23 protein-coding genes are annotated in these 23,603 nt (G+C 68.8%); 12 read left to right on the top strand and 11 right to left on the bottom strand.

Annotation, left to right across the window (positions count from 1 at the left end; translation table 11 throughout):
* Nucleotides 1-15 precede the first annotated feature (15 nt).
* From AOZ06_RS33875 to AOZ06_RS33865, 3 genes are all read right to left on the bottom strand, one after another.
* Nucleotides 16-1,164: an NADH-quinone oxidoreductase subunit D gene (locus AOZ06_RS33875; RefSeq protein WP_054293109.1), complete on the bottom strand. Its 1,149-nt coding sequence runs from the start codon at nt 1,162-1,164 to the stop codon at nt 16-18.
* Entirely contained in the window at nt 1,161-2,099 is a 939-nt protein-coding gene (locus AOZ06_RS33870) for an SAM-dependent methyltransferase (RefSeq protein WP_054293108.1), read from the bottom strand. Before AOZ06_RS33870 ends, AOZ06_RS33875 begins: the two co-directional genes overlap by 4 nt.
* An 81-nt stretch (nt 2,100-2,180) precedes the next feature.
* Nucleotides 2,181-3,251, bottom strand: a complete 1,071-nt coding sequence (locus AOZ06_RS33865; protein WP_054293107.1) for a M20 family metallopeptidase — start codon at nt 3,249-3,251, stop codon at nt 2,181-2,183.
* Nucleotides 3,252-3,343: 92 nt separating this feature from the next.
* Here AOZ06_RS33865 and AOZ06_RS33860 point away from each other — a divergent pair, with 92 nt between their 5' ends.
* From AOZ06_RS33860 to AOZ06_RS33850, 3 genes are read left to right on the top strand one after another with little or no spacing between them, the layout of a single operon-like run.
* On the top strand, nt 3,344-3,685 hold the full coding sequence (locus AOZ06_RS33860; protein ID WP_083472787.1) for a helix-turn-helix domain-containing protein: 342 nt from the start codon (nt 3,344-3,346) through the stop codon (nt 3,683-3,685).
* Between the two features lie 50 nt (nt 3,686-3,735).
* Nucleotides 3,736-4,197 carry a VOC family protein gene (locus tag AOZ06_RS33855; protein WP_054293105.1) on the top strand — a complete coding sequence of 154 codons (462 nt, stop codon included), beginning with the start codon at nt 3,736-3,738 and terminating at the stop codon, nt 4,195-4,197.
* Between the two features lie 10 nt (nt 4,198-4,207).
* On the top strand, nt 4,208-4,369 hold the full coding sequence (locus AOZ06_RS33850; RefSeq protein WP_083472786.1) for a ClpX C4-type zinc finger protein: 162 nt from the start codon (nt 4,208-4,210) through the stop codon (nt 4,367-4,369).
* A 35-nt stretch (nt 4,370-4,404) separates the two neighbouring features.
* Here the strand turns inward: AOZ06_RS33850 and AOZ06_RS33845 are convergent, their stop codons facing one another.
* From AOZ06_RS33845 to AOZ06_RS60515, 4 genes are all read right to left on the bottom strand, one after another.
* Entirely contained in the window at nt 4,405-5,727 is a 1,323-nt protein-coding gene (locus tag AOZ06_RS33845) for a nickel/cobalt transporter (RefSeq protein ID WP_063810164.1), read from the bottom strand.
* Nucleotides 5,724-6,896: a tetratricopeptide repeat protein gene (locus AOZ06_RS33840; protein ID WP_083472106.1), complete on the bottom strand. Its 1,173-nt coding sequence runs from the start codon at nt 6,894-6,896 to the stop codon at nt 5,724-5,726. Before AOZ06_RS33840 ends, AOZ06_RS33845 begins: the two co-directional genes overlap by 4 nt.
* Nucleotides 6,893-8,452 (bottom strand): DUF4331 domain-containing protein, encoded by a 1,560-nt coding sequence (locus AOZ06_RS33835; protein ID WP_054293102.1) that lies wholly within the window; start codon nt 8,450-8,452, stop codon nt 6,893-6,895. Before AOZ06_RS33835 ends, AOZ06_RS33840 begins: the two co-directional genes overlap by 4 nt.
* Before the next feature lie 84 nt (nt 8,453-8,536).
* Nucleotides 8,537-9,493 (bottom strand): hypothetical protein, encoded by a 957-nt coding sequence (locus AOZ06_RS60515; RefSeq protein ID WP_225952968.1) that lies wholly within the window; start codon nt 9,491-9,493, stop codon nt 8,537-8,539.
* 80 nt (nt 9,494-9,573) lie between these two features.
* Between AOZ06_RS60515 and AOZ06_RS33825 the strand changes: the two genes are divergently transcribed.
* Genes AOZ06_RS33825 through AOZ06_RS33815 form a run of 3 tightly spaced genes read left to right on the top strand, consistent with a single transcriptional unit; the run spans nt 9,574 to nt 12,759 of the window.
* Nucleotides 9,574-10,380 carry a hypothetical protein gene (locus AOZ06_RS33825; protein WP_179950755.1) on the top strand — a complete coding sequence of 269 codons (807 nt, stop codon included), beginning with the start codon at nt 9,574-9,576 and terminating at the stop codon, nt 10,378-10,380.
* Nucleotides 10,377-12,146, top strand: a complete 1,770-nt coding sequence (locus AOZ06_RS33820; protein ID WP_063810162.1) for a serine/threonine-protein kinase — start codon at nt 10,377-10,379, stop codon at nt 12,144-12,146. Before AOZ06_RS33825 ends, AOZ06_RS33820 begins: the two co-directional genes overlap by 4 nt.
* Nucleotides 12,079-12,759, top strand: a complete 681-nt coding sequence (locus AOZ06_RS33815; RefSeq protein WP_054293101.1) for a hypothetical protein — start codon at nt 12,079-12,081, stop codon at nt 12,757-12,759. The genes AOZ06_RS33820 and AOZ06_RS33815 overlap by 68 nt, the downstream gene beginning before the upstream one ends.
* A 75-nt stretch (nt 12,760-12,834) precedes the next feature.
* On the opposite strand, the gene AOZ06_RS33810 is transcribed toward AOZ06_RS33815, so the two are convergent.
* Nucleotides 12,835-13,749 (bottom strand): sensor histidine kinase, encoded by a 915-nt coding sequence (locus AOZ06_RS33810; RefSeq protein WP_054293100.1) that lies wholly within the window; start codon nt 13,747-13,749, stop codon nt 12,835-12,837.
* Nucleotides 13,750-13,876: 127 nt separating this feature from the next.
* On the opposite strand from AOZ06_RS33810, the gene AOZ06_RS33805 reads away from it, so the two are divergent.
* Complete coding sequence (locus AOZ06_RS33805; RefSeq protein ID WP_054293099.1) at nt 13,877-14,482, top strand: GNAT family N-acetyltransferase; 606 nt, start codon at nt 13,877-13,879, stop codon at nt 14,480-14,482.
* On the opposite strand, the gene AOZ06_RS33800 is transcribed toward AOZ06_RS33805, so the two are convergent.
* The 3 genes from AOZ06_RS33800 to AOZ06_RS33795 are packed head-to-tail and all read right to left on the bottom strand — an operon-like array spanning nt 14,471 to nt 16,332.
* On the bottom strand, nt 14,471-15,127 hold the full coding sequence (locus tag AOZ06_RS33800) for a LysR substrate-binding domain-containing protein (protein WP_218921822.1): 657 nt from the start codon (nt 15,125-15,127) through the stop codon (nt 14,471-14,473). The two genes, AOZ06_RS33805 and AOZ06_RS33800, sit on opposite strands and share 12 nt — an antisense overlap.
* Entirely contained in the window at nt 15,115-15,315 is a 201-nt protein-coding gene (locus AOZ06_RS61365; protein ID WP_218922177.1) for a LysR family transcriptional regulator, read from the bottom strand. The genes AOZ06_RS33800 and AOZ06_RS61365 overlap by 13 nt, the downstream gene beginning before the upstream one ends.
* Before the next feature lie 42 nt (nt 15,316-15,357).
* Nucleotides 15,358-16,332 (bottom strand): 2-dehydropantoate 2-reductase, encoded by a 975-nt coding sequence (locus AOZ06_RS33795; RefSeq protein ID WP_054293097.1) that lies wholly within the window; start codon nt 16,330-16,332, stop codon nt 15,358-15,360.
* Between the two features lie 106 nt (nt 16,333-16,438).
* On the opposite strand from AOZ06_RS33795, the gene AOZ06_RS33790 reads away from it, so the two are divergent.
* From AOZ06_RS33790 to AOZ06_RS33770, 5 genes are all read left to right on the top strand, one after another.
* The gene (locus AOZ06_RS33790) at nt 16,439-18,127 is read left to right on the top strand and encodes a SelB domain-containing protein (protein WP_054293096.1); all 1,689 of its coding nucleotides are present in this window, start codon (nt 16,439-16,441) and stop codon (nt 18,125-18,127) included.
* Entirely contained in the window at nt 18,124-18,390 is a 267-nt protein-coding gene (locus AOZ06_RS33785) for a DUF6457 domain-containing protein (RefSeq protein WP_054293095.1), read from the top strand. The genes AOZ06_RS33790 and AOZ06_RS33785 overlap by 4 nt, the downstream gene beginning before the upstream one ends.
* An 82-nt stretch (nt 18,391-18,472) precedes the next feature.
* On the top strand, nt 18,473-20,209 hold the full coding sequence (locus AOZ06_RS33780) for a thiamine pyrophosphate-binding protein (protein WP_083472105.1): 1,737 nt from the start codon (nt 18,473-18,475) through the stop codon (nt 20,207-20,209).
* 12 nt (nt 20,210-20,221) lie between these two features.
* The gene (gene frc / locus AOZ06_RS33775; protein ID WP_054293094.1) at nt 20,222-21,451 is read left to right on the top strand and encodes a formyl-CoA transferase; all 1,230 of its coding nucleotides are present in this window, start codon (nt 20,222-20,224) and stop codon (nt 21,449-21,451) included.
* Between the two features lie 4 nt (nt 21,452-21,455).
* The gene (locus AOZ06_RS33770; protein ID WP_054293093.1) at nt 21,456-23,585 is read left to right on the top strand and encodes an acetate--CoA ligase family protein; all 2,130 of its coding nucleotides are present in this window, start codon (nt 21,456-21,458) and stop codon (nt 23,583-23,585) included.
* The last annotated feature ends 18 nt before the right edge of the window (nt 23,586-23,603 follow it).

Genomic DNA, 23,603 nt, shown 5'->3' with positions numbered 1-23,603 from the left:
AATGGAGTAACCGTACTACTTGTCGATGTCGCCGACGACGAAGAACATCGACCCGAGGATGGCGATCATGTCGGCGAGCAGCGAACCTCGCATCAGCTCGGGAATCGCCTGCACGTTGTTGAACGACGCCGAACGGAGTTTCATCCGCCAAGGCGTCTTCTCCCCGCGGGACACCAGGTAGTAGCCGTTGATCCCGAGTGGATTCTCCGTCCACGCGTACGTGTGCCCGGCCGGTGCCTTCAGGATCTTCGGTGTCCGCACGTTGATCGGGCCCGGTGGCAGTGTGGAAAGCCGGTCGGCGCACGCGATCGCCAGATCGAGCGAGACGTGCACCTGGTCGATCAGGCACTCGAACCGGGCCAGGCAGTCGCCGCCGGTCCGGGTCACCACGGGAACGTCCAATTCGTCGTACGCCAAATAGGGTTCGTCGCGGCGCAGGTCGAAGTCCAGGCCGCTGGCCCGCGCGATCGGCCCGGAAACACCGTACTCGGCGGCTTGGTCCCGAGTCAGTACGCCGATTCCCCTTGTCCGGGCGTGGAAGATCTCGTTGCCGCGGATCAGGTCCTCGATCTCGCGCATGCCGCGGCGCACCTCGTCGACTGCCGTGCGCACGCGGTCGAGCCAGCCGAGCGGGAGGTCCTCCTTCAACCCGCCGACGCGGTTGAACATGTAGTGCATCCGTCCACCGGAGACCTCCTCCATCACCGCCTGGAGGGTCTCGCGCTCCCGGAACGCGTAGAAGATCGGCGTGATGGCACCGAGTTCGATCGGGTACGAACCGAGGAACATCAAGTGGTTGAGCACCCGGTTGAGCTCGGCCAGCAGCATCCGCGCCCAGACCGCCCGCACCGGCGGCTCGATGCCGGTCATCCGTTCAACGGCCAGTACGACACCGAGTTCGCTGGCGAACGCCGACAGCCAGTCGTGGCGGTTGGCCAGCACGATGATCTGCCGGTAGTCGCGCACCTCGAACAGCTTCTCCGCGCCGCGGTGCATGTATCCGATGATCGGTTCGACGTCGGTGATCCGCTCGCCGTCCAGCACGATCCGCAGCCGCAGGACACCGTGGGTCGCGGGGTGCTGCGGCCCGATGTTGAGCACCATGTCCTCGCTGCCGAGGTGCGTGGCGCCGGAGCCGATCGCGACAGTGCGTTCCGTGCTCATGGAACGATCCTCGCACTGAACGCCCCGGGGATACAGGTGTCGATCGAGTGCACCAGCCAGCCGAACCCGCCGAGCCCGTCCCGGCTGGTCAACTCGCCCTCCTCGCCCGCCTGGCGAAGCTCGCGCAGATACCTCGGCGGGTCGGTCCGCGCGAGCTCGACAGGCGGGCGAGCGCCCGTGACCCCCAAGGCACGCAACGCATCCCGCTGTGTGATCAACACAGTGCCCGGCACGCTCGCGGCGCACGAGTCGAGGGCGACGTGCGCGGTGATGTCACACGAGCCGTCCGGCACGGGCGACACCTGACGGCCGTTCTGGTAACCGGTAAGGGAACCGTGGAACGGCCGGGCGCCGATCGTGTGCCCGTAGTCGGCGGCCACCACGACACCGCGACGCACCCGCCTGGCCAGGCCGGCCCACGCCTCGTCGCGGGGACGCCCGATCTCGGCGCGGCTGCCGACCTCGGTGAGCGGCCACCAGCGCTCCAGCCAGGCGAGGTCTTCGGGCTCCGGTGCGTCGCCGAGCCGTTCGCTTCCGTTCGGGGACACCAGGACCAGCTTGGGCCCGTCGGCGGTCAGTTCGACCACGTCCACCGGGATGTTGTCGAGCCATTCGTTCGCGATGACCAGGCCCTCGATGTGCTCGGGCAACTCGGCTGCCCACGCGATCCGCTCGGCCGGCCCGGGTGGACGTGGTGCCCGCTCCACGGCGAGCAGGTGGGCATCGGTGTCGAGCGCGGCCAGCAGCGCACCGTCGCCCGCGCCGACGTCCACGATCTGCGGTGCGTCCGGCATCAGGCGGTGCAGCGCGGCGGCGAACAGCGGTGAGACGTGGACCGACGTGCGGAAGTGCCGCGGGGGCTGGCCCGCGTGCCGGTAGAAACCGTCGTCGGCGTACAGCGCCTTCTCAGTCGCCGTACGCCACGACATCCACATGTCTGCGAGCGTAGGCCCCGCCGGGTGTCGCGACCGGGTCCCCGGTGCAGCGACGGTCCCGGCGCACCGGAGTTCCACTGCTCAGCGCAGCAGGAACTCGGTCAGCGCCCGGCGGAAGGGCTCGATGGTGGTGACGTCGGCGTACTCCTGCGGCCCGTGCAGGCCGTCGCCGCCGATCCCGAAGATCACCGCGTCGATCCCGCGCTGGTAGTAGAACCGGCCGTCCGCGGCGCCGTGTTTGATCAGGAAATCGCCGTCGTAGCCCTGGGCCTGCGCGGCCTGCCGCAACGCCAGCACCTCCGGGCGGGATCGGTCGGCCTTGTGCGGCGGGTCGGCGTAGATCACCTCGGCGGTCACGCCGGGTTCGCAGAAGCTGAGCAGGTACTCGGTGATCTCCGCCTCGGTGCGGCCGTCCAGGTCGGTGTCCCGCGGCGGGAACCGGATGTCCAGCCACGCCTCGGCCTGCGCCGGGATCTGGTTGCGCGCGGTGTTCGCGGATTCGATCCGTGCCACGTTCACGGTCGTGCGCCACGCCTCCTCGTCCGGCACGGGATACCGGTCCAGCAGGTTCTCGACGGTCCGCATCAGCTTGAGCACCGCGTTGTCCCCGATCCACGGGTACGCGCTGTGCCCGGTCCGGCCGGTCGCGCGCAGGTTCGCGCCGAGGATGCCCTTCGAGTCGGTCACCAGCCGCAGCCCGCTCTGCTCGCCGATGATCACGAAATCACCGGTGACGCCCTGGTCGAGCTGGTACCTGGTGCCGTCCCGGCCGCCCACTTCCTCGTCGGTGACCAGTTGCAGCGCGACCGGCACCCGGTGGCCGAGCTCGCGGAACACCGACGCCTCCACCAGCGCCGAGATCTTCATGTCCTGGGCGCCTCGCGCGTACAACCGGTCGCCGTCCAGCCGCGGCACGAACTGGTCCGCGCGTCCGGGCACCACGTCCAGGTGGGCGTTGAGGATCACGGGGAACCGGCGCCGCTTGCCCGCGTACAGCAGCGCACTGGGTTTGCCGTTGGACTCGAACCGTTCCACCGTGAACCCGGGACCGACGAAATCCAGCACGAAGTCCAGTGCGCGGTGCAGCTCGGCCGGCCGGTCCGCCGTCGACGGGATGGCGAGCAGCTCGGTCGCGGGCGTCAGCAGGTCCATCGCGCCAGGCTAACTACGATGGGCGCGTGGCACCTGGTTATCTCAGCCCGGGGGAGGAGCAGAACCGGCGGCTGCTGCGGGCCAGGGACGCGATGGACCGGGATTTCGCCGCCCCGCTGGACGTGCCCGCGCTCGCGCGGATCGCCCTGATGTCCCCGACCCACTTCACCCGCTCGTTCCGGGCGGCCTTCGGCGAGACGCCACACCGGTACCTGCAACGCCGCCGGATCGAACGCGCGATGGCGCTGCTGCGGTCGCCCGCGGTCACCGTCACCGAGGTGGCCGAGCAGGTCGGCTTCGAGAGCCTCGGCACGTTCAGCCGGACATTCCGGACGATCGTCGGACTCTCACCGACCGAGTACCGGGCGAAGACGCCGCCGCTGGAGGTCCCGGTGTGCTTCGTCAAGGCGTGGACCAGACCGAGCCGTTCGTGAGGTTGTTTTGGATAAGCCGTCCGGACAGGACCGGCCGTAGTGTTCGCGGCATGTTCAACCGCATCCGCATTCACTCCGTGATGGTCCTCGACCAGGACGAGGCCATCGAGTTCTACGTGGGCAAACTGGGCTTCCAGGTCGAGGCGGACGTCGACCTCGGCTTCATGCGCTGGCTGACGGTCGTGCTGCCGTCCGACCCCGAGCGGGAGATCCTGCTCGAAGTGCCGGGGCCGCCGTCGCAGAGCGAGGAGGTCGCCGCGCAGCTGCGTGACCTGGTGACCAAGGGTGCGATGGGAGTGGCCGCGATCCTCACCACCGACGACTGCCAGAAAACCTACGACGAACTCAGCGCCAAGGGTGTCGAGTTCACCGAGAAGCCGACGCCGCAGCCGTACGGCGTCGACTGCGCGCTGCGCGACCCGTTCGGCAACCACATCAGGATCACCCAGCCCGCGGCGGGCCCGGTGGAGGTCACCGAGGAGGACAAGGCCCGCTGGCGCGGTGACGCGTAGCCTGGTGCGCATGAGTACCAGGACGAAGCTGGCCTGCAGCTTTTGCGCCAAGTCCGAGGACGAGGTGGCCAAGCTGGTGGCCGGCCCGGGTGTGTACATCTGCGACGGGTGCGTGTCGCTGGCCAGTACCGTGATCGCCGAGGCCAAGGCGCAGGACGAAGAAGCCGAGTGAAAGCGGGGGTGCTCCCCGAAACGGGAGCATCCCGCCTACCCGGCCACGGCCCGCACAGTCAGGCCGCTGCCGACCACGAGCACCATGGCGGCTGTCAGCACTGGCACGAACCGGGTGTAGCGCTGGATCCGCTCGGTCATCCGGTCCATCCGGTCCCGCAGCTTCACCAGCAGCAGCCCGGCCGCTGTGAGCATCCCGGCCATGCCGAGGCCGTACGCCAGCACGAGCAGCACCCCGAACCACGTCCGGCCGAGCGCGATCGCGCCGAGCAGCACGACCAGCGCCGACGGACTGGGCACCAGACCGCCCGCGACGCCCATCCCCACCAGGCCCGCCCTGCCGATGTGCCCGTGGCCATGACCGTGCCCGTGACCGTGAACGTGGCCGTGCCCGGTGTGCCTGCGCAGCGCGGACCGGACCAGGACCACGCCGATCCCGGTGATCAGCAGGCCGCTGGCCACACCGAGCCACCGCAGCACGGCCTCCCCGGCGAGCACGCTGGACACACTGATCAACAGGCCGAGGACGAGCACACCGGCGGTGTGCGTCAACGTCACCGTCGCGCCGACCAGGATGGCGTCTCTCAGCGTTCCCTTGCGGCCGACGAGATACGCGGCGATCACGGTCTTGCCGTGCCCGGGCAGCGCCGCGTGCGAGGCCCCGAGCACGAGTGCGAGCAGGACCGCGAGAACACCGAGCCACAGAGTCAGGTCGGCGCGGCCGACGATGTCGTTGAACGCCGCCGCCATCCCCGATTCCGCCGCCGGGGCAGCGGCGGGTGCGGTCGGAGCCGACCCCGCGCCCGGCTCCGCTTCCAGCTCGACACTCCGCACGTCCAACGGCGACGACAGCAGGTCCTCCGGGTAGCTGCGCAGTTCGTTCGAGACACTGCCGGTGGGAACGGGGGAATCCACCTTGATCCCGGTTCCCACGGCGGTGATCTCGTGCCACCCGACGCGGTCGGCGCGGTAGGAGTCGCTGAACGCCACCCGCACCGGGCCGTCGATGGCCACAGGGGCGGTCAGCTCACACGTCAGGCGGGTGGTCGCCAGGTCCGCCTGACCTTTCGGGAACTCGATCCGCGCGCCGCGTACCGACAACGCCAGCTGCCGGGCGTCCACTGTGGCACGGACCGAACCGGAGAGATCCCGGCACAGCGCGTCAGCGTCGGTGAGCTTCTCCTGCACCGAGGGAATCTCGGCGAAGTCAACGACGGACAGGACATCGAGCCGATCGGTGTGCAGGTGCAGGCCGTGGTAGTGGTTGACGCTGAAGTTCCCCAACGGGTGGGCTGAGGCCGTGCCGGACGGCCACAGCAGCACCAGTCCGGCGAGCACCCCGAGCAAACGTTTGATCATCGCAACGCCCCGAGGATCGCGTTCCGGTGCGCCAGCACGGCCGCGTCGCGCCAGCCCGACGAGACAGCTTTGTCGGAGTACGCAAGCGCTTGCGTGTCACGCCCGTCGAGGTGCAGCGCCCATGCCATGGCGTCGGCCACGAAAACGCTCTGCCGCTTGGCCCATTCGGCTTCGGCCCGGCGCAACGCCTCGGCCTTGTCACCCCGGTCCGCCGCCACCGCGGACGCGACCAGGTCGTCACTCGCACCCTGTGCTTCGAGCAGCTTCTGCTGTTTGGCGAGGATGTCGTACTGCTGGCTGGCTTCGGCTGTCCGGCCCGCCGCCGTCAGCAACCGCGCGTAGTCCGGGATGTACTGCGGTGCACGGACCACCAGCTCGCGATACCCGGCAAGGGCTTCGTCGGTACGGCCCCGCGTCGCGGCGACCTTGGCTCGGCCGTGCAGCAACGCCGGATCCTTCGGACTGGTCACCAGCCCCTGCTCGTAGTAGGCAGCGGCTTCGTCGCTCTTGCCCGCGTTCCAGGCCAGCTCGCCGAGGTGGAACTGGCAGAACGCGATCTCGTCGGACGACGTCGCCGACTCCAGCCCGCGCCGCATCGCGTCACGCGCCTCGGTTTCCTGGCCGTGCAACTCGAAATGGTATGACGCACGGGTGAAGGCCGCGACATTCGGCCGTAGGTCCAGCATCCGCTGGGTCGCGTCCATCGCCGCCTCGTCGTCGCCGAGCTGTGTCAACGCGTCCGCCAGGACTCCGTACACCTCGGCGGTGTCCGGCATGACCGCCTGCGCCCGCGTCGCCCACTGCTTCGCCGCGGCGAAGTCGTGCCGGGAGTTGGCCAAGGCGCCGAGGCCGATCATCGCCTCGCCGTTGCCTTCCGGCGCCAGCTTCAGCGAACGGTCCAGCGCGCCCTGGGCTTTGCCGTAGTAGGCGGGATCCGCGGTGGTCCGGGCCAGCTCGACGTACGAGCCGCCCAACCGCGCCCAGCCCGAGGCGTCACCGGGAACCCGGTTCAGCCTCGCCCGCAGTGAGTCAACGTTCTGCCGAAGCCGGTTGACCCGGCTGACCGGCTCGACGGTCACAGTGTCCCCATCGGACTCGACCACTTGCGTGACAGTGACCGCGGCGGCGATCAGCGCCGCCGCCGCGATCACGACTACCGATACCCTCATGTCCTGCGCCTACGCCTGCGGATCATCCAGAAACCACCGCCGGCCAACGCGAGCGCGCCTGCCGCGCCGCCGATCATCGGGCCGACCGGCATGTCGCCGGTGATGTTCGCGCTCGGTGTGAAGCCCACCATCGCGGTGTTCGAGTTCACCGCGGTGTTGCTCGGCAGGGCCACGTACGGGAACTTGGACTCGAACCACCGGTCGTTGGCGTCCACTTTGTCCCCTGCGGCCAGCTCCGGCACGATCTTGCCGGTCTGCGCGGCACCCGCGAGCGCCTGCAGCTCGATGTCGACCACGTCGTCGGCCAGCCTGCGGCCGTTGGGGAAGCCCTGCAGGTCACCGCCGAGCACACCGAGCCGGTTGGGCTTGCCGGACGGTGCGATCGACGTGTTGAGCCGCAACATCTCCGACGGCACGAACTTCTTCGGGTTCACGTCGGCGTTGTTCAGCTGGGAGTTCAGGTCCGCCTTGATCGGCCCGCCCGCCTTGGTGGTGATCCCGGTCAGGAAGATCTCCACCAGGTCGTCACGCGGTGCCGCCGGTGCCTTGAGCTTGTAGATCGATTCGAGCAGCCGGGGCACCTCGGGATTGGTCACCCTGTCCAGCAAAGGTTTCACCGTCCCGTCGCGGTCCGGGGTGAGCCCGTTGAACGCGTCTTTCAGCGCCACCGACGAGATGACCTCGTTGACCAGCGGGTTGCCCAGCCGGGAAACCTGGACGAACGGGCCCTCCGGCTTGGCCTGGCCGGGCGACAGCCGCATGGTCCGCCGCTCGGTGTCGCTCCAGACACCGATCACCGGGTTTCGTTTCGGGTCGCCCTTGAACGTCACCGCGGACTTCGGGACCTGGATGGCGATCGTGTTGACGTTGTAACCGCGCAGGGTGTCCTGGCCGACCTCGCTCAGGTTGCCGCCGTAGACCAGGTCGAACACGCGCAGGTCGAGGAAGAACGAGTCCTCCGCCGCGCCGACGTAGGTCTGGCCGCCGCCGGGCAGCCTGGTGATCGCCTGGTCGCGCAGCACGCGGTAGTCGGGCATGCCCGCCGGGCCCACAGTGGACGGTGCGACCCTGCCCTTGCGGATCAGGGTCTTGTCCTTGCCCTTGTCGTCCATCACCTCGAGCTTGTACGTCTGCCTGAACAGCAGGTTCTCGTCGTCCAGCGAGGTGACCGGGCCGTTGTTGTACAGGAAGGTGCTCTTGGCGCGCCGGTCGTCGTTCTCGAACGTCCAGCGGTAGGTCAGGTCCGGCTTGGCGTCGCCGTCGTTGTCGATGTTGATGTCGTAGTTCGCGTCGGTCGCCCATGGGTAGAAGTTCGGTCCGCCGTTCGGCTCCTGCAGACCGAACCAGTTGGCCACCAACGTGACTGTGTCCGCGTTGTCGGGGCTGACGAAGGCGTACACGTCGGTGTTGTCGACGGTCGGGTCGGCCGCGATGAGCGGCGCTTCCCGGTGGCTGGAGGCAGTGGCCGAACCGGGCACGAACCCGGCGAACGCGGTGCCGATCAGCAGTGCCCCCGCCATTGCCAGCGGCTTTCGCCGCCCACGTAGGGAATTCATGACTTTCCTCCCCGCCCCGGCACGAAGAACCGGGTGCACCAGACTCTTCGGTGCACCCGGCCGGGCGGATTGGGGAACTCCGGATTATCTGAACCGCAGCACGCTGACCCCGGCGAGGACGAAGAACACCAGGATGATCAGCGAACTGCTCTGCCCACCGGTCGAGCTGGTCAGCAGCTGGTCGACGGCGGCGGTGAGCACCACGCCGCAGTTGGCGGTGACCCAGTGCCTGCCCGCTTCGAAGCGGCTGAACTGGACCGCCGCGGTGAACTGGCCCCGCGCGTCGGCGATCGTCCCGCCGACCCGTTCTCCCTTCGACATCAGTGTCACGGGTGAACCGGGCGTGCATCCCCTGCCTGTCGCCGACAACGGATCACCCGGTGTCATGGTGACCTTGTCGAGCACGAGGTCGCCGTCCGCGGCGGGCTTGGGGTCCGCTGTGGACAGTGGTGGCAGTTGGGTCGGCGGGATCGGCGGCGGTGCCGGGGTCGCCGGTGTGCTCACCGGTGGCCGGGACGTCGTCGCCGGGCGCCGGGTCGTGGTCGGCGGGATGACCGGCGGCTGGCCGGGCGGCACCGTCACAGGGGGAGTGACAGGTGGGATGACGGGCGGAGTGGTCGTCGTCGGCGGAATGGTCGTCGGCGGCGGTGTCACCGTGAAGACCGCGTCGTCGAAGAGTTCCAGACTGGTGCACGTCGCAGTGACCTTGTGGCCACCGAGTCCGGCGGCCGCCGGGACTTTCGTACCGGCCGAACCAGCCGCGGGCGCGCTTGTCTCGCCGCCGCCCGCACTGGTCAGAGTTGTTCCGTCAAATGCGAAAACGATCTGTTTGCAGAGATATTTGCCGCCGCCGCGGGAGAACCCGGTCCAGCTGATGGTGAAGCTGGAACCTGCTGGTCCGCTGGCCGGGGCGAGCGAAATCTGCGGATTGGGTAACGGTGGTTGGCTACCGCTCGTCTGCGCTTCCGCGAACGGAGCGGCGGCCAGAAGTACGGCAAGTCCGCCCGAAAGGGCAGCGATTCTTCGCGATCCAGTGCGCATTGCTACTACTCCCCTGAATACGTCCGCCACAGGTTGTAGCATCCCCATCCAGATATCACTACTTCCAATCGGGATGCCCAATGAGACGCGTGATTGCGGCAGGGGTTGCGCTCGGGGTGTGCGCTGTCCTTTTCGGTGGGTCGCCTGCGGCGGCTGCCGAGCCATTGAGGATCGCGATCGCCTTCGATGGCAAGGACATCACCGGAAACACCGTCACGGTCGAGCCGAGCAGGCCGGTCGAGCTGACCGTGACGGCGACCAACGAGGGCGACACGACGGTCAAGATCCGCAGCGTGCGCGTCTCCGGCGTGGCGCTGGCGTTGACCTTCTTCTCCTACGACACAGTCGTTCCGTACGACGTCCCGGCACGTCAGACGGTGACGAGGACGCTCGTGCTCGATCTCGCCGAACTGCAGGGACAAGCGATCGGGCTGCTGCCGACGACCGTGGAAGTCCTGGACACCGAACGGGAAGTGATCGGCAGTTCCAAGACGGTCACGGACGTGCGCGGTTCACTGTGGTCGGTCTACGGCGTGTTCGGGCTGGCGTTGCTGGCGCTCACGGCGTTCATCTGGGTGACCGCGTTGATCGCGTTGGCGCGTCACAGGCTTTCGCCCAACCGCTGGCAGCGCGCACTGCGGTTCCTGCCAGCCGGCATCGGGACCGGCCTGGTGGCAGTGGTTTCGCTGTCGGTGTTGCGGCTCGTGCCGCCGGAGCCGAGCGTGGAGATCCCGATCGTGATCGCCGCGGCCGCGATCGGCCTGGTCCTCGGATACCTGACACCGCACCCGATCCCGCCGCCGCCACCGCCGATGGGCGGCCCGGATGATCCGACGATCGGGATGACCACCCGCCGGATGGACAGCACCACCGAGGCCTACGGATGACAGCGCCGCTGAGCATGGTCAACGCCTTGCCGCAGTACACGGTCGGCGACCAGATCGGCTCCGGCGGGATGGGCGAGGTGTTCTCCGGCGTGCACCGCACGCTCGGCCGCCAGGTGGCGATCAAGCAACTGCCACCCGACATGGCCGGGCGTGTCGGTGCGCACGTTCAGTTCGACCGCGAGGCGCGGGTCCTCGCGAGCCTCGACCACCCGCACATCGTGCCGGTGTACGACTACGTGCAGAACCTGCTCGTGATGGAGAAGCTCGACGGCGGAACGGTGTTCGACAGGTTCCACGCCGGGAAGATCGACAACGAGCAGGCGTGCGCGATCACGCTGGCCATGCTGTCGGGGCTGCACGCCGCGCACGTGGCCGGCGTGTTGCATCTGGACGTGAAACCGAAGAACCTGCTGTTCAACACGGCGGGCGTGGTGAAGGTCGCGGACTTCGGGATCGCGCAGGTGATCAGCGAGGGTGCCACGCTCGTCACCCACGGCGGCCAGATCCTCGGCACTCCCGCGTACATCGCGCCGGAACAGGCGATGGGCAACGCGTTGTCGCCTGCGGCGGACGTCTACGCGGCGGGCACGATGCTCTACGAACTGCTCACCGGCGACCTGCCGTTCGACCGGGACCGCGGTGCGCTGGCGTTGATCCGGCAGCACATGTTCGCCGATCCCAAGCAGATCGAGGGCGTGCCCGAGCCGCTGGCGACCGTGGTGATGCGCAGCATCGCACGTGAACTGCCTGCCAGGTACCGGGAAGCGGAGGCGTTCGCGACGGATCTCGCGTCCGCGGCGACCAGCGTGTACGGCCAGGGCTGGCTGGAACGATCCAGGATCCCGGTGCTGCACCTCGCGCCGCGAGTGGTCGCGAGCCTGGCGACCGGTGCGGCGCCCCGCGAGGACCTGACGGTCGTCACGCCGAGGGTCGACGGCGCGACCGCGGATCCGACCATTGTGGACCCGGAAGGCCCGGCGCTGAAGCGCCCGAGGGTGCCCGCGTGGATCGCGGCGGCGGCGCTGCCCGGCGTGGTCGCCACGGCCTTGCTGACCCCGTCGGTCCTCTCGCACGACAGCACGTCGAACATGTCGGTGCGCGGCGCACCCAGTACCGGCCCGGCCGTCGTGGACCTCAGCAAACCGATCACCGTGACCGGGAACGACGTGGTCAACGGCAACCTGACGCTCAGCATGACCGGCGGGGGCATCCCGCTCGGCGACGGCACGAGTCAGGTCAAAGCCGACCAGGACCGCAAGTTCAGCACGGACATCACCATGCCGCCGATCAGCCGGTGGATCGTCGGCGGGACCGTCACGGGTGAACTTCGCTGGACGCCGAAAGACGGCGGCCCGCAAGGGATCCAGACGTTCACCCTGCGCACCCGGCAGCACCCGCTCGCGACCCTGATGGGCACGGGCAGCCTGCTGCTGGCCCTGTTCGCCGTGGCGTACCTGGAATCGACCGCGCGCACGCTGCGCCGCGGCTACCGGCGCCCGTCCGCCCGCTACAGCTCCGGCCTGCTCGGCGCGCTGCTCGGGCTGGCGATCTGGCTGTTCACGTCGGCGATGCTGGGCCACGAGCTGGCGATGGGGTTCGGCGTCGCGTCGGTCGTCGCGGGCGCGGCCGGTGCCGTCTGCCTGATCGTGGCGACCGAACGGGCGATCCTGATCGCCCGCCATCGGGCACTATGGCGGGATGGACGGCCGGGCGTACTTGGAGAAGCTGATCAGCGACCGACTGCGGGAAGCACGGGAGCAGCCTGAGCACATCAGGGGCGCGGTCACCAACCTGCCTGAGATCCGCGGTATCGCCGCGGGGCTGATGGCCGCGGGCGCGCTGACCCAGGACGAAGCCGGCCTGTTGCTGCACGACCTGCGCGCGACGATGGAACGGGCGGGGTGGCTGACGCCGGTCACCGTGCAGGCACCGGGGTCCACCGAGGCGGAGATGACCACGGCAGCCGTCCGCCGTTCCGGCGAACCAGCGGCCGATCGCAGGCCAACTGGTTCACCCGGACTGCTCAGGGTCGTCCCGCTCGTCGGTCGCGAGATCGGCCACGGCGACGTCGTCAGGAAGCTGATCAGCCTCGAAGTCTGGAACGCCGTGCTGATCGTCAGGTCGGCGGTCCACCGCGGCACCTGGGAACCCGGTGTCTCGCAGCGGTTGACCGACTCCCGCTGGCGGTGGCGCGCCTGGGACGACCAGGGCACGCAGTACCGCAGTACGGGCATGTCCGGCGGCGGGTCGTCCGGCACGGGCGACCTGGTTTTCGAGAACCGGGCGTTCTTCCCCAGTCCGCCCGACGGCGCCGAGACGCTGACGTTGATCGTCGAACACCCGGACCAGCAGGCCTCGGTCGAGCTGCCCCTGCGGTGAACCGCTGGCAGGTCCGCACCTTCCGGGCCCGATCCGTGCTCGAAAGGGACGCGCTCGCCGGCCAAGAGGGCAGCGTCAGTGCCGGAAGTGGACCCGGATCGTCGTGCCCGCGGGCGTGGTGTGCGTCCTGACCAGATCGGCGAGGTGGTTGACCAGCAGCAGGCCACGGCCGCCGACCTGGGTGACCGGCGCGGGGATGCGGCCGAGCAGCGGGTCACGCAGGTAGCCCGCGTCGCTGATCTGGCACACCAGTTCGCCCGGCTCGTCCCACAGGTAGACCGTGCCGGTGCCGCCGCCGTGCCGAGCGCTGTTGGCGGCCAGTTCGTCGACCGCGAGGACGAGGTCGCTCGCGCGCGTGTCGCTCAGCCCGGACTGGCTCGCGAACTTGGCCACGAACTGACGCAGCTCCGCCAGGCTGGACGCGCCGGCCATCCGGCACTCCGCGTTCGCGGGCGCGAACAGCGGCTGGTTGTACGCGGCGACAACAGCGTCAGGGGCGAAGGTCGTACTCGTGTGCTGACCGTCCGTGTCGATCACGGCCGGGTGCGTGCGCAACGCGTCCGCCAGCACGGTGGGGGAGAGGCTCTCGGTGTCGTACGGGCACAGGATGGTCGCTTTGCGCCCGGCGAAGGCGCGGTTGATGAGGGCCTCGTGCTGCGCGCACGCCGGGTATTCGACCACCGAGCGGTCCGCCCAGACCGGCTCTCCCACGATCCGGACGCGGCCGCGGTGGCTGTCGGCGAACGCCCGCAGCACCCCGGGGATGATCCGGCCCGGGTTGCGGCCAACCTCGGTCATGTCGGCCAGGTGGACGCGGGCGGCGTCGGCACCGAGCGCGGTGCGGATCAGCTCCAGTCGTGGCCCCGGCACGACGGCGGCCACCGGTTCGCCCTTCGCGAGTCCCTCTGCGATGAACGGCACAGTTGCGGTGACGTACTCGTCGGCGCCACGGTAGAACAGCGCCGGGTGCACGAATGGGTCTGCTGTCATCAAGCCCCTTCTACGTCCGCGACGACTCTACGATCCCACGCATCGGACGCCGTCGCACGACGCGGTCAGGGCATGTTCGGAAGGTCACCAGTCATGCGCGTTGTGTGTGCGAAGTAAGTTGTCAGTTGTGATCAACGTCAGGCCAGCCCGGCTGGACGACCTCGACGCGCTGTACCGGATCTGCCTGCAGACCGGCGACGCGGGCGAGGACGCCACCGCGAAGTACGAGGACCCGCAACTGCTCGGCCACATCTTCGTCGGCCCGTACGCGGTGCTGGAGCCGTCGTTGGCGTTCGTCGCCGAGGACGACGAGGGCGTGAGCGGGTACGTGGTCGGCGCTTTGGACACCGCGGAGTTCGAGGAGTCCCTCGAACAGAGCTGGTGGCCCGAGCTGCGTGAGCAGTACCCGTTGCCGCCGGACGGCCCAGCTGTGTCCGAGGACCAGAAGCTGATCAGGCACATCCACAATCCGGACCGCACCTCACCGAAGTACCTCGGCAAGTACCCGTCACACCTGCACATCAATCTGCTGCCGCGCACACAGGGGCAGGGTGTCGGTGCCCGTCTGATGACCGCGTTGGTCGACGCCTTGCGGGCGAAGGGATCGCGCGGGTTGCACCTGGACGTGTGGGGCGTCAACACCCGCGCGATCGGCTTCTACCAGCACGTCGGTTTCACCCGGATCGACCGCACCGAGACGGGCCTCATCCTCGGGATGGACCTACTCGCCTGAGGTCGAGTACGAGTGGGCGCCGGTGCCCGCGAGCTTGCCGCCGTCGGCGAGTTCGCGCTTGAACGCCGAGCCGGGGCCATCCTTGTCGGAGATCACCACGAGCGTGTGGCCCTGCGATGACGGCCTGACCTGTTGCAGTGGTACGGCACGCATGCCTTGCGGCACACCGAACATGTTCAGCCACGCATGGGAGATCAACGGTGTCGGTCTCGATCGACGGCACAGCCATGGCGCCCACGGCCGCGAACATCTCGTCGAGGATGCGGCGGTTGCGCATCTGCTCGGACAACAGGCACAGCGGCTGCTTGGCCGCGTCCGCCCAGCCGGCCACTCGCCGTTCGGCCAGCTCGTGCGACTCCGGTACGAGCACAGGTATTTCTCCGCGTACAACGGGAAAGCCCGCGCCCGGCCGAGTGCTTCACCGTCCAGGTAGGTCATTCCGACGTCCAGGTCGAACTCGGTGAACCGGTGCGCGACGTCCTTTTCGGACAGTGATTCGATCGCCACCCGCGCTCGCGGGTGACGTGCGCAGAACGGCGACGTGAGCAGAGGCGCGACAGTCAGGGTGGTCGGGATCGCCCCGATCCGGAGCGTCCCGGCCACCCCGTCGGACATCGCGGACAGGTCCTGCCTCACTCCTCGCACTCGCCGAGGATCCGGTGCGCCCACAGGAGCACCCGTTCGCCTTCCGGCGTGAGACCGTCGTATCTGTTGCCCCGGCGGACGATCGGCACGTCGAGCTCGCGTTCGGGCTCGCGGATCGCCGCGGACAGCGACGGCTGGGAAACGTGACACGCCTGCGCTGCGCGCGAGAAACGCCCCTCGCGGACCAGGCCACGGGGTACTCGAGCTGGCGCGGCAACACGACCCTGGGGTTATGCGGCGGTCAGCTGTTCGTTCAACAGGTCGGCCACGGCGCCGATCGCGCGCAGCGTGGGGACCTGGACATCGGCCAGATCGGCCAGTTCGACGACCGCCTTGACGATCACGTCCAACTCGAGGGGCTTGCCCTTCTCCAGGTCCTGGAGGGTGGACGTCTTGTGCTCACCTGCCCGTTCGGCGCCGGCGAGCCTGCGTTCGATCGAGATCCGCGGCGTGCAACCCAGTGCCGACGCGACCTCGAGTGTCTCGGTCATCATCCTGACGACCAGTTCACGGGCCTCGCGGTGGCGGCAGATCGACGCCATCGTCGCCCTTGACAAGGCGCTGATCGGGTTGAACGCGATGTTGCCCATCAGCTTGATCCAGATGTCGTCGCGCAGGTCCGGCTCGATCGGGCACTTCAGCCCGCCCGCGACCATCGCGGCGGAGAACTCCTTGCAGCGCACGGACGTCGTGCCGTCCGGCTCGCCGATCGAGAACCGGGTGCCCTCCAGGTGGCGGATCACCCCCGGCTGTTCGATCTCGGTGGCCGCGTAGACCACGCAGCCGACGGCCCGCCGGACCGGGAGCGCCCGGCTCACCGTGCCGCCCGGATCGACGCTCTCGATCCGGCGGTCGCGCAGTGGACCGGGCAGCCCGTGGAAGTACCAGTAGGGGATGCCGTTCTGCGCGGTTATCAATGTCGTCGTGTCGTGCAGCAGGGGCTTGACCATGGGCCCGGCTGCGGCGTACTGATTGGCTTTGAGGCCGAGAAAGACGTGATCGACCGGCCCGACCTCCTCCGGGTTGTCGGTGGCGTACGGATGGACCTCGAAGTCCCCTCGCGCAGACAGTACTTTGAGACCCGATGTCCTGATCGCTCGCAGATGGGCTCCACGGGCGATCAGGTGAACCTCGACTCCAGCACGATGGAGTCCGGCTCCGACATACGCGCCGATAGCACCGGCGCCAAGAACAGCGACTCTCACGGGCGGCTCCGTTCTTGCGTCGATAGTGTATTCAGTATACCGTATGAAAATCTTCGGTCAACGGCGTCGAGGAGGCATGTCCCATGCCTGGTGCGAGGCGAGATGAGTGCAGCTGATAGCCACGGCCGGCCATGCCGACCACGGAAAGTCGACGCTGGTGCACCGGCTCACCGGGATGGCACCCGAGTTCGGTTCGGCGTGGACTGAACTGCCGTCCGGGCGCGTGGTCGAGCTGGCCGACCTGCCCGCGGCCCGGACCCTCGCCGGGATCTGCCCGGTGTCCGCCGTGCTGCTCGTGGTCGCCGCGGACGCGGGCTGGATGCCGCAGTCCGGCGAGCATCTGGCGGCGCTGCACGCGCTGGGAATCCGCCGGGGCCTGCTCGTGATCACCCGCAGCGACCTCGCCGACCCGTTGCCCGCGTTGCGCCGGGCCCGCGCGCACCTGGCGGGAACCAGCCTCGCCGAGGCGGAACCCGTCGTGGTCAGCAGCCTGACCGGGGAAGGGATTCCGCGGCTGCGCGAGGCGCTCGACCGGCTGGTGGATCTCATCCCGCCGCCGGATCCCGCTGCCACGCTGCGGTTGTGGGTCGACGACGCCGACGGGCCGCTGGTGACCGGCACGCTGTCCGCCGGGACGGTGCACACCGGCGACGAACTGGTTGTGGCGCCGACAGGTCGACGCGTCCGCGTCGAGTCGATGGAGTCCCTCGGCCGTCCCGCCACGGCGGTGGCCGCGGCGGGACGGGTCGCGCTGAAGGTCGACGGGATCAACCCGCGCCGGATGCGCAGGGGACAGGCGCTGGTCGCGGTGAACAGCTGGCGGTTCGTCTCCGTCGTCGACGTGCGGCTCAGGACGCTGGACAAGTCCGGGATGCCCGCGCGGGAACTGGTCCTGCACGTCGGCTCGGCCGCGATTCCCGCGCGTGTCCGGCATTTGGGGCCCGGCGTGGCCCGGCTGACCCTGCGGTCGCCGCTGCCGCTGCGGATCGGCGACTCCGGGTTGCTGCACGATCCGCGAAAACGCGTCGTCGTCGCGGGCGTCACCGTCCTCGACATCCTGCCTCCGGATCCGCGGCTGTCCGGCGGACTGGCCGAACGAGCCGTCGAACTGTCCAAACGGGAGGTCAGCACAGACGGCATGGCGGAACTGCGCAGGCGGGGAATGGTCCGGCGGAACGACCTGATCGCCATGGGCTGCACGGTGCCCCGCGCACCCGTCGTGGGGGAGTGGCTGTTCGACCCCAACCGTTTCCAGAAGCTGCGCCAGTCCCTGCTCGACGCCGTCCGCGAGTACGCCGCACGGCACCCCGAAGACCCGGCCATGCCGAAACTCGTTGCCGCGCAGGAGATCGGGCTGCCGGACCGGCGTCTGGTCGAGCCGTTGGCACGGGCGTCGCGTGGGCTGGGTGTGCGGATGCTCGGCGGGCGCCTCGTGCTCGGGCCGAGGGACGCGTTGGAGCGGTTGGTCGAAGACCTCGCTCTGGACCCCTTCGCCGCGCCGGAACAACCGCGGCTGGCTGAGCTGGGACTTGCCGTCAAACGCTTGAACACCGCGGTGGCAAGGGGAATGTTGATCCGGCTCGCCGGTGGCGTGTACCTGCGGCCGGACGCGATCGATCTGGCCGAAGCGGTGCTGACCGAACTGCCGGAGACGTTCACCGTCGCCCAGGTCCGCACGGCGCTGCGGACGAGCAGACGGGTCGCTGTTCCACTGCTGGAACTGCTGGACGCCCGGGGGGTGACCGAGCGGCTGGACGCGAGTCGACGACGACTGCGGAAGGGGCGGCGGACATGAGGTTCACTTCTACGAACGCGCGCGTCCTCGACGAGTGGGCGCGGCTGGTGGCCGTCGAACTGGGTGTGGGCCCGGACGAATTGGACAAACGGACACTGGTGTCGCTGGCGCGCTGTGTCGCGCGGGACGTCGGCGGGATGGCCGCGCCGCTGGCCTGTTACCTGCTCGGAATCGCTGTCGGACAGGGAATGCCCTTGTCCGAGGCGGCATCTCGTGTGTCCACAGTGGTCGAACAGTGGCGCGGCCCGGACTGGGCCGACTAAGGACTCTGGACAAGTGACCCGGCCGAGGTCCACTATGAAGTACATACGGTATGCAGTATGCGACTCGAGGAGATGACCACAGATGGCGCGAACGGCGCAGGCGGTGCCCGAGAACGCGAGCATCGAGGCAACCAACGGTGCCGCCGAGCCCGAGGTGATCTCCGGCGGTCACCTCGTGGCCAAGGCACTCAAAGCCGAGGGTGTCGACGTGATCTTCACGCTCTGCGGCGGCCACATCATCGACATCTACGACGGCTGCGTCGACGAGGGCATCGAAGTGGTCGACGTCCGCCACGAGCAAGTGGCGGCACACGCGGCTGACGGATACGCCCGGATCACCGGCAAACCCGGCTGCGCGGTCGTCACCGCCGGACCGGGCACGACCGACGCGGTCACCGGCGTGGCCAACGCGTTGCGCGCGGAGAGCCCGATGCTGCTGATCGGCGGCCAGGGAGCGCTGAGCCAGCACAAGATGGGCTCGCTGCAGGACCTGCCGCACGTCGACATGATGAACCCGATCACCAAGTTCGCCGCGACCGTGCCGCACACCGAGCGCGTCGCGGACCTGGTGTCGATGGCGTTCCGCGAGTGTTTCGCCGGCGCCCCAGGCCCGTCGTTCCTGGAGATCCCACGCGACATCCTGGACGCGAAGGTACCCGTGTCCAGGGCGCGGATCCCCGAAGGCGGACGCTACCGCGCGTCGACCCGCTCGATCGGCGACCCGGCCGACATCGAGCGCCTCGCCGACCTGATCGCGCACTCCGAGAAGCCCTGTGTGCTGCTCGGCAGCCAGGTCTGGACCACGCGGGGCAGCGACGACGCGGTCGACTTCGTCCGCACGCTCGACATCCCCGCGTTCATGAACGGCTCTGGCCGCGGCACGCTGCCCCCGGGCGACCCGCACCACCTGCAGCTGGCCCGCCGCTACGCGTTCCGGAACGCCGACCTGATCATCATCGTCGGCAGCCCGTTCGACTTCCGGATGGGCTACGGCAAGCGCTTGTCGCCCAGCGCCACGGTCGTGCAGATCGACCTGGACTACCGCACGGTCGGCAAGAACCGCGACATCGACCTCGGCATCGTCGGTGACGCGGGCGCCGTGCTCGCCGCGGTCACCCAGGCCGCGTCCGGCCGCATCAGCGCGCCCAGTTCCAACAACCGCAAGGCGTGGCTGGATGAGCTGCGGGGCGTCGAGGACGCGACGTACCAGAAGCGCTTGCCGCGCCAGCATTCCGACGCCAGCCCGATCGACCCGTACCGCCTGGTGCACGAGATCAACGAGTTCCTCACCGAGGACTCCATCTACATCGGCGACGGCGGCGACATCGTCACGTTCTCCGGCCAGGTCGTGCAGCCCAAGTCGCCCGGCCACTGGATGGACCCCGGGCCGCTCGGCACGCTCGGCGTCGGCATCCCGTTCGTGATGGCGGCGAAGTACGCCCGGCCGGACAAGGAAGTCGTCGCGCTGTTCGGTGACGGCGCGTTCTCGCTGACCGGCTGGGACTTCGAGACGCTCGTGCGCTACAACCTGCCGTTCGTCGGCATCGTCGGCAACAACTCGTCGATGAACCAGATCCGCTACGGCCAGATCGCCAAGTACGGCGCCGACCGCGGCCGGGTGGGCAACACGCTCGGCGACGTCCGCTACGACGAGTTCGCCAAGATGCTCGGCGGCTACGGCGAGGAAGTCCGTCACCCCGAGGACATCGGCCCCGCGCTGCTGCGTGCGCGCGAGTCGGGCCTGCCGTCGCTGATCAACGTCTGGGTCGATCCCGAGGTCTACGCGCCGGGCACGATGAACCAGACCATGTACAAGTAGGAGGGCACTGTCATGGCCAAGGCACTCGACGGCGTTCGCGTCCTGGACTTCACCCACGTCCAGTCCGGGCCCTCCGCCACCCAGATCCTGGCGTGGCTGGGCGCGGACGTGGTCAAGGTGGAGTCACCGACCGGCGACATCACCCGCAAGCAGCTGCGTGACCTGCCGGACGCGGACTCCCTGTACTTCACGATGCTCAACTGCAACAAGCGCAGCATCACGCTGAACATGAAGAGCGACAGGGGAAAGGAGCTCTTCACCCGGATGATCGGCAAGTTCGACATCATGGTGGAGAACTTCGGCCCCGGCGCGGTCGACCGGATGGGCTTCCCGTGGGAGAAGCTGCAGGAGCTCAACCCGCGCCTGATCTACGCGTCCATCAAGGGTTTCGGCGAAGGCCCGTACACGCACTACAAGGCGTACGAAGTCGTGGCGCAGGCCATGGGCGGCTCGATGAGCACCACCGGTTTCGAAGAGGGCCCGCCGCTCGCCACGGGCGCGCAGATCGGCGACTCCGGTACCGGCATGCACGCCGTGGCAGGCATTCTCGCCGCGCTGTACCAGCGTGAACAATCCGGCCGTGGCCAGCGCGTGACGGTCGCGATGCAGCACGCGGTGCTCAACCTCGCCCGTGTGAAGCTCCGTGACCAGCAGCGCCTGGCGCACGGACCGCTCAAGGAATACCCGAACAAGGAGTTCGGCGACACGGTTCCCCGTTCCGGCAACGCGTCCGGCGGGGGACAGCCGGGATGGGCCGTGCGGTGCGCGCCCGGCGGGCCGAACGACTACGTCTACGTGATCGTCCAGCCCGTCGGCTGGGAGCCGATCACGCAGCTGATCGGCCGCCCCGAGCTGGTCGACGACCCCGAGTGGGCCACACCGGAAGCACGGTTGAACAAGCTGGACAAGATGTTCCAGCTGATCGAGGAGTGGTCGATCAACCACAGCAAGTGGGACGTGCTGGCGACGCTGAACAAGCACAACATCCCCTGCGGACCGATCCTGTCCACCAAGGAGATCATCACCGACGAGTCGTTGCGCGCCAACGACATGGTCGTGGACGTCGAGCACCCGCAGCGCGGCCGGTTCACCACGGTCGGCATGCCCATCAAGCTCTCCGACTCACCCGCGCAGGTCGAGCGCCCACCGTTGCTCGGCGAGCACAACAAGGACATCTACGTCGAGGAACTCGGCGTCGCCGAGGAGGAGCTGGCCGAGCTCTCCGCGAACGGAGTGATCTGATCCCATGACTTACGATGGCCAGACTGTCCGGGAGATCCTGGACAAGGTGCGGGCCGAGGGCCGGGACGCGCTGACCGCGCCGGAGGGCAAGCGCGTGTGCGACGCCTACGGCATCCCGACACCCGGCGAGGGATTGGCCGCCACCGCTGACGAAGCGGTCGCGCTGGCCGGGAAGATCGGCTTCCCGGTCGTGCTGAAGATCGTGTCCCCGGACATCCTGCACAAGACCGAGGCGGGCGGCGTTCTCGTCGGAGTGCCCGATGCGGACGCGGCGCGCGCCGGGTTCGAGAAGATCATCGCCAACGCCAAGGCGTACATGGCCGACGCACAGATCGACGGCGTGCAGGTCCAGCAGATGGTCGGCGGCGGACAAGAGGTCATCATCGGCGCCACTACCGACCCCACGTTCGGCAAGGTCGTCGCGTTCGGGCTCGGTGGTGTGCTCGTCGAGGTGCTCAAGGACGTCACGTTCCGGCTCGCGCCGGTCACCCAGGCCGAAGCGGTGTCCATGCTGGACGGGATCGCCGCCGCCGAGGTCCTCAAGGGCGCCCGCGGCGCGGACCCGGTCGACGCCGACACGCTCGCCGACGTGATCCGCCGGGTGTCCGAACTGGTCGCGGACTTCCCGGAGATCGCCGAGTTCGACCTGAACCCGGTGTTCGCGGCCAAGGACGGCGCGGTCGCCGCGGACGTGCGGATCATCCTGCAGAGCGGTGCCGTGGCCGAGAAGCCGCAGATCCCGCACGACGAGATCCTGCGGGTGATGACCAAGCTGATGAACCCGGCGGCGGTCGCGGTGATCGGAGCGTCCGAGCAGGACGGCAAAATCGGCAACTCGGTGATGAGGAACCTGATCAACGGCGGCTACGCCGGGCAGATCCACCCGATCAACCCGAAGGCCGACGAGATCATGGGCCGCAAGGCCTACGCGTCGGTGAAGGACATCCCCGGTGACGTCGACGTCGCGGTGTTCGCCATCCCGGCCAAGTTCGTGCCCGGCGCGCTGGAGGAGTGCGGCGACAGGGGAATCCCGGCAGCGGTGCTGATCCCGTCCGGCTTCGCCGAGACCGGCAACCACGAGCTGCAGGACGAGATCGTCGAGATCGCCAGGCGCCGCGGCATCCGGATGCTCGGCCCGAACATCTACGGCTACTACTACACGCCGCAGAACCTGTGCGCCACGTTCTGCACGCCGTACGACGTGCAGGGCGGCGTCGCGCTGACGTCACAGAGCGGCGGCATCGGCATGGCGATCCTCGGGTTCGCCCGGTCGACGAAGATGGGCGTGTCCGCGATCGTCGGGCTGGGCAACAAGTCCGATGTGGACGAGGACGACCTGCTGACGTACTTCGAACAGGACGACAACACCAACGTCGTAGCCATGCACCTGGAAGACCTCAAGGACGGCAGGGCGTTCGTCGGCGCGGCCAGGCGGATGACGAAGAAGAAGCCGGTCATCGTGCTCAAGGCCGGTCGTACCGACATGGGCGCGCGTGCCGCCAGCTCGCACACCGGCGCGCTGGCCGGCAACGACAAGGTCTACGACGACGTGCTCAAGCAGGCAGGCGTGATCAGGGCGCCCGGTCTCAACGAGATGCTCGAGTTCGCCCGCGGCGTGCCGCTCCTGCCCGCGCCGCGGGGCGAGAACGTCGTGATCATCACGGGCGCCGGTGGTTCCGGCGTGCTGCTCTCCGACGCCGTCGTCGCGGAGGGACTGTCCCTGATGGACATCCCACCGGATCTCGACGAGGCGTTCCGCAGGTTCATCCCGCCGTTCGGCGCGGCGGGCAACCCGATCGACATCACCGGCGGTGAACCACCCTCCACCTACGAGGCCACCATCCGGCTCGGACTGGAGGACCTCCGGATCCACGCGTTGATCCTCGGCTACTGGCACACCATCGTCACGCCCCCCATGGTGTTCGCCGAGTTGACCGCGCGGGTCGTGGCGGAGGCGAGGGCTAAGGGCATCGACAAGCCCGTGGTCGCGTCGCTCGCCGGTGACGTCGAGGTCGAACGCGCTTGCGAATATCTCTACGACAGGAGCATCGTGGCGTACCCGTACACCACCGAGAAGCCGGTGGCCGTGCTGGGCGCGAAGTACCGGTGGGCCAGATCAGCGGGCCTGCTGTAGCACAAGAGACTTCGTGAG

This window comes from Kibdelosporangium phytohabitans, from assembly GCF_001302585.1.
Lineage (GTDB): Bacteria > Actinomycetota > Actinomycetes > Mycobacteriales > Pseudonocardiaceae > Kibdelosporangium > Kibdelosporangium phytohabitans.
The sequence above is the reverse complement of the archived record's forward strand: the minus strand, read 5'-3'. Positions and strand labels throughout refer to the sequence as shown.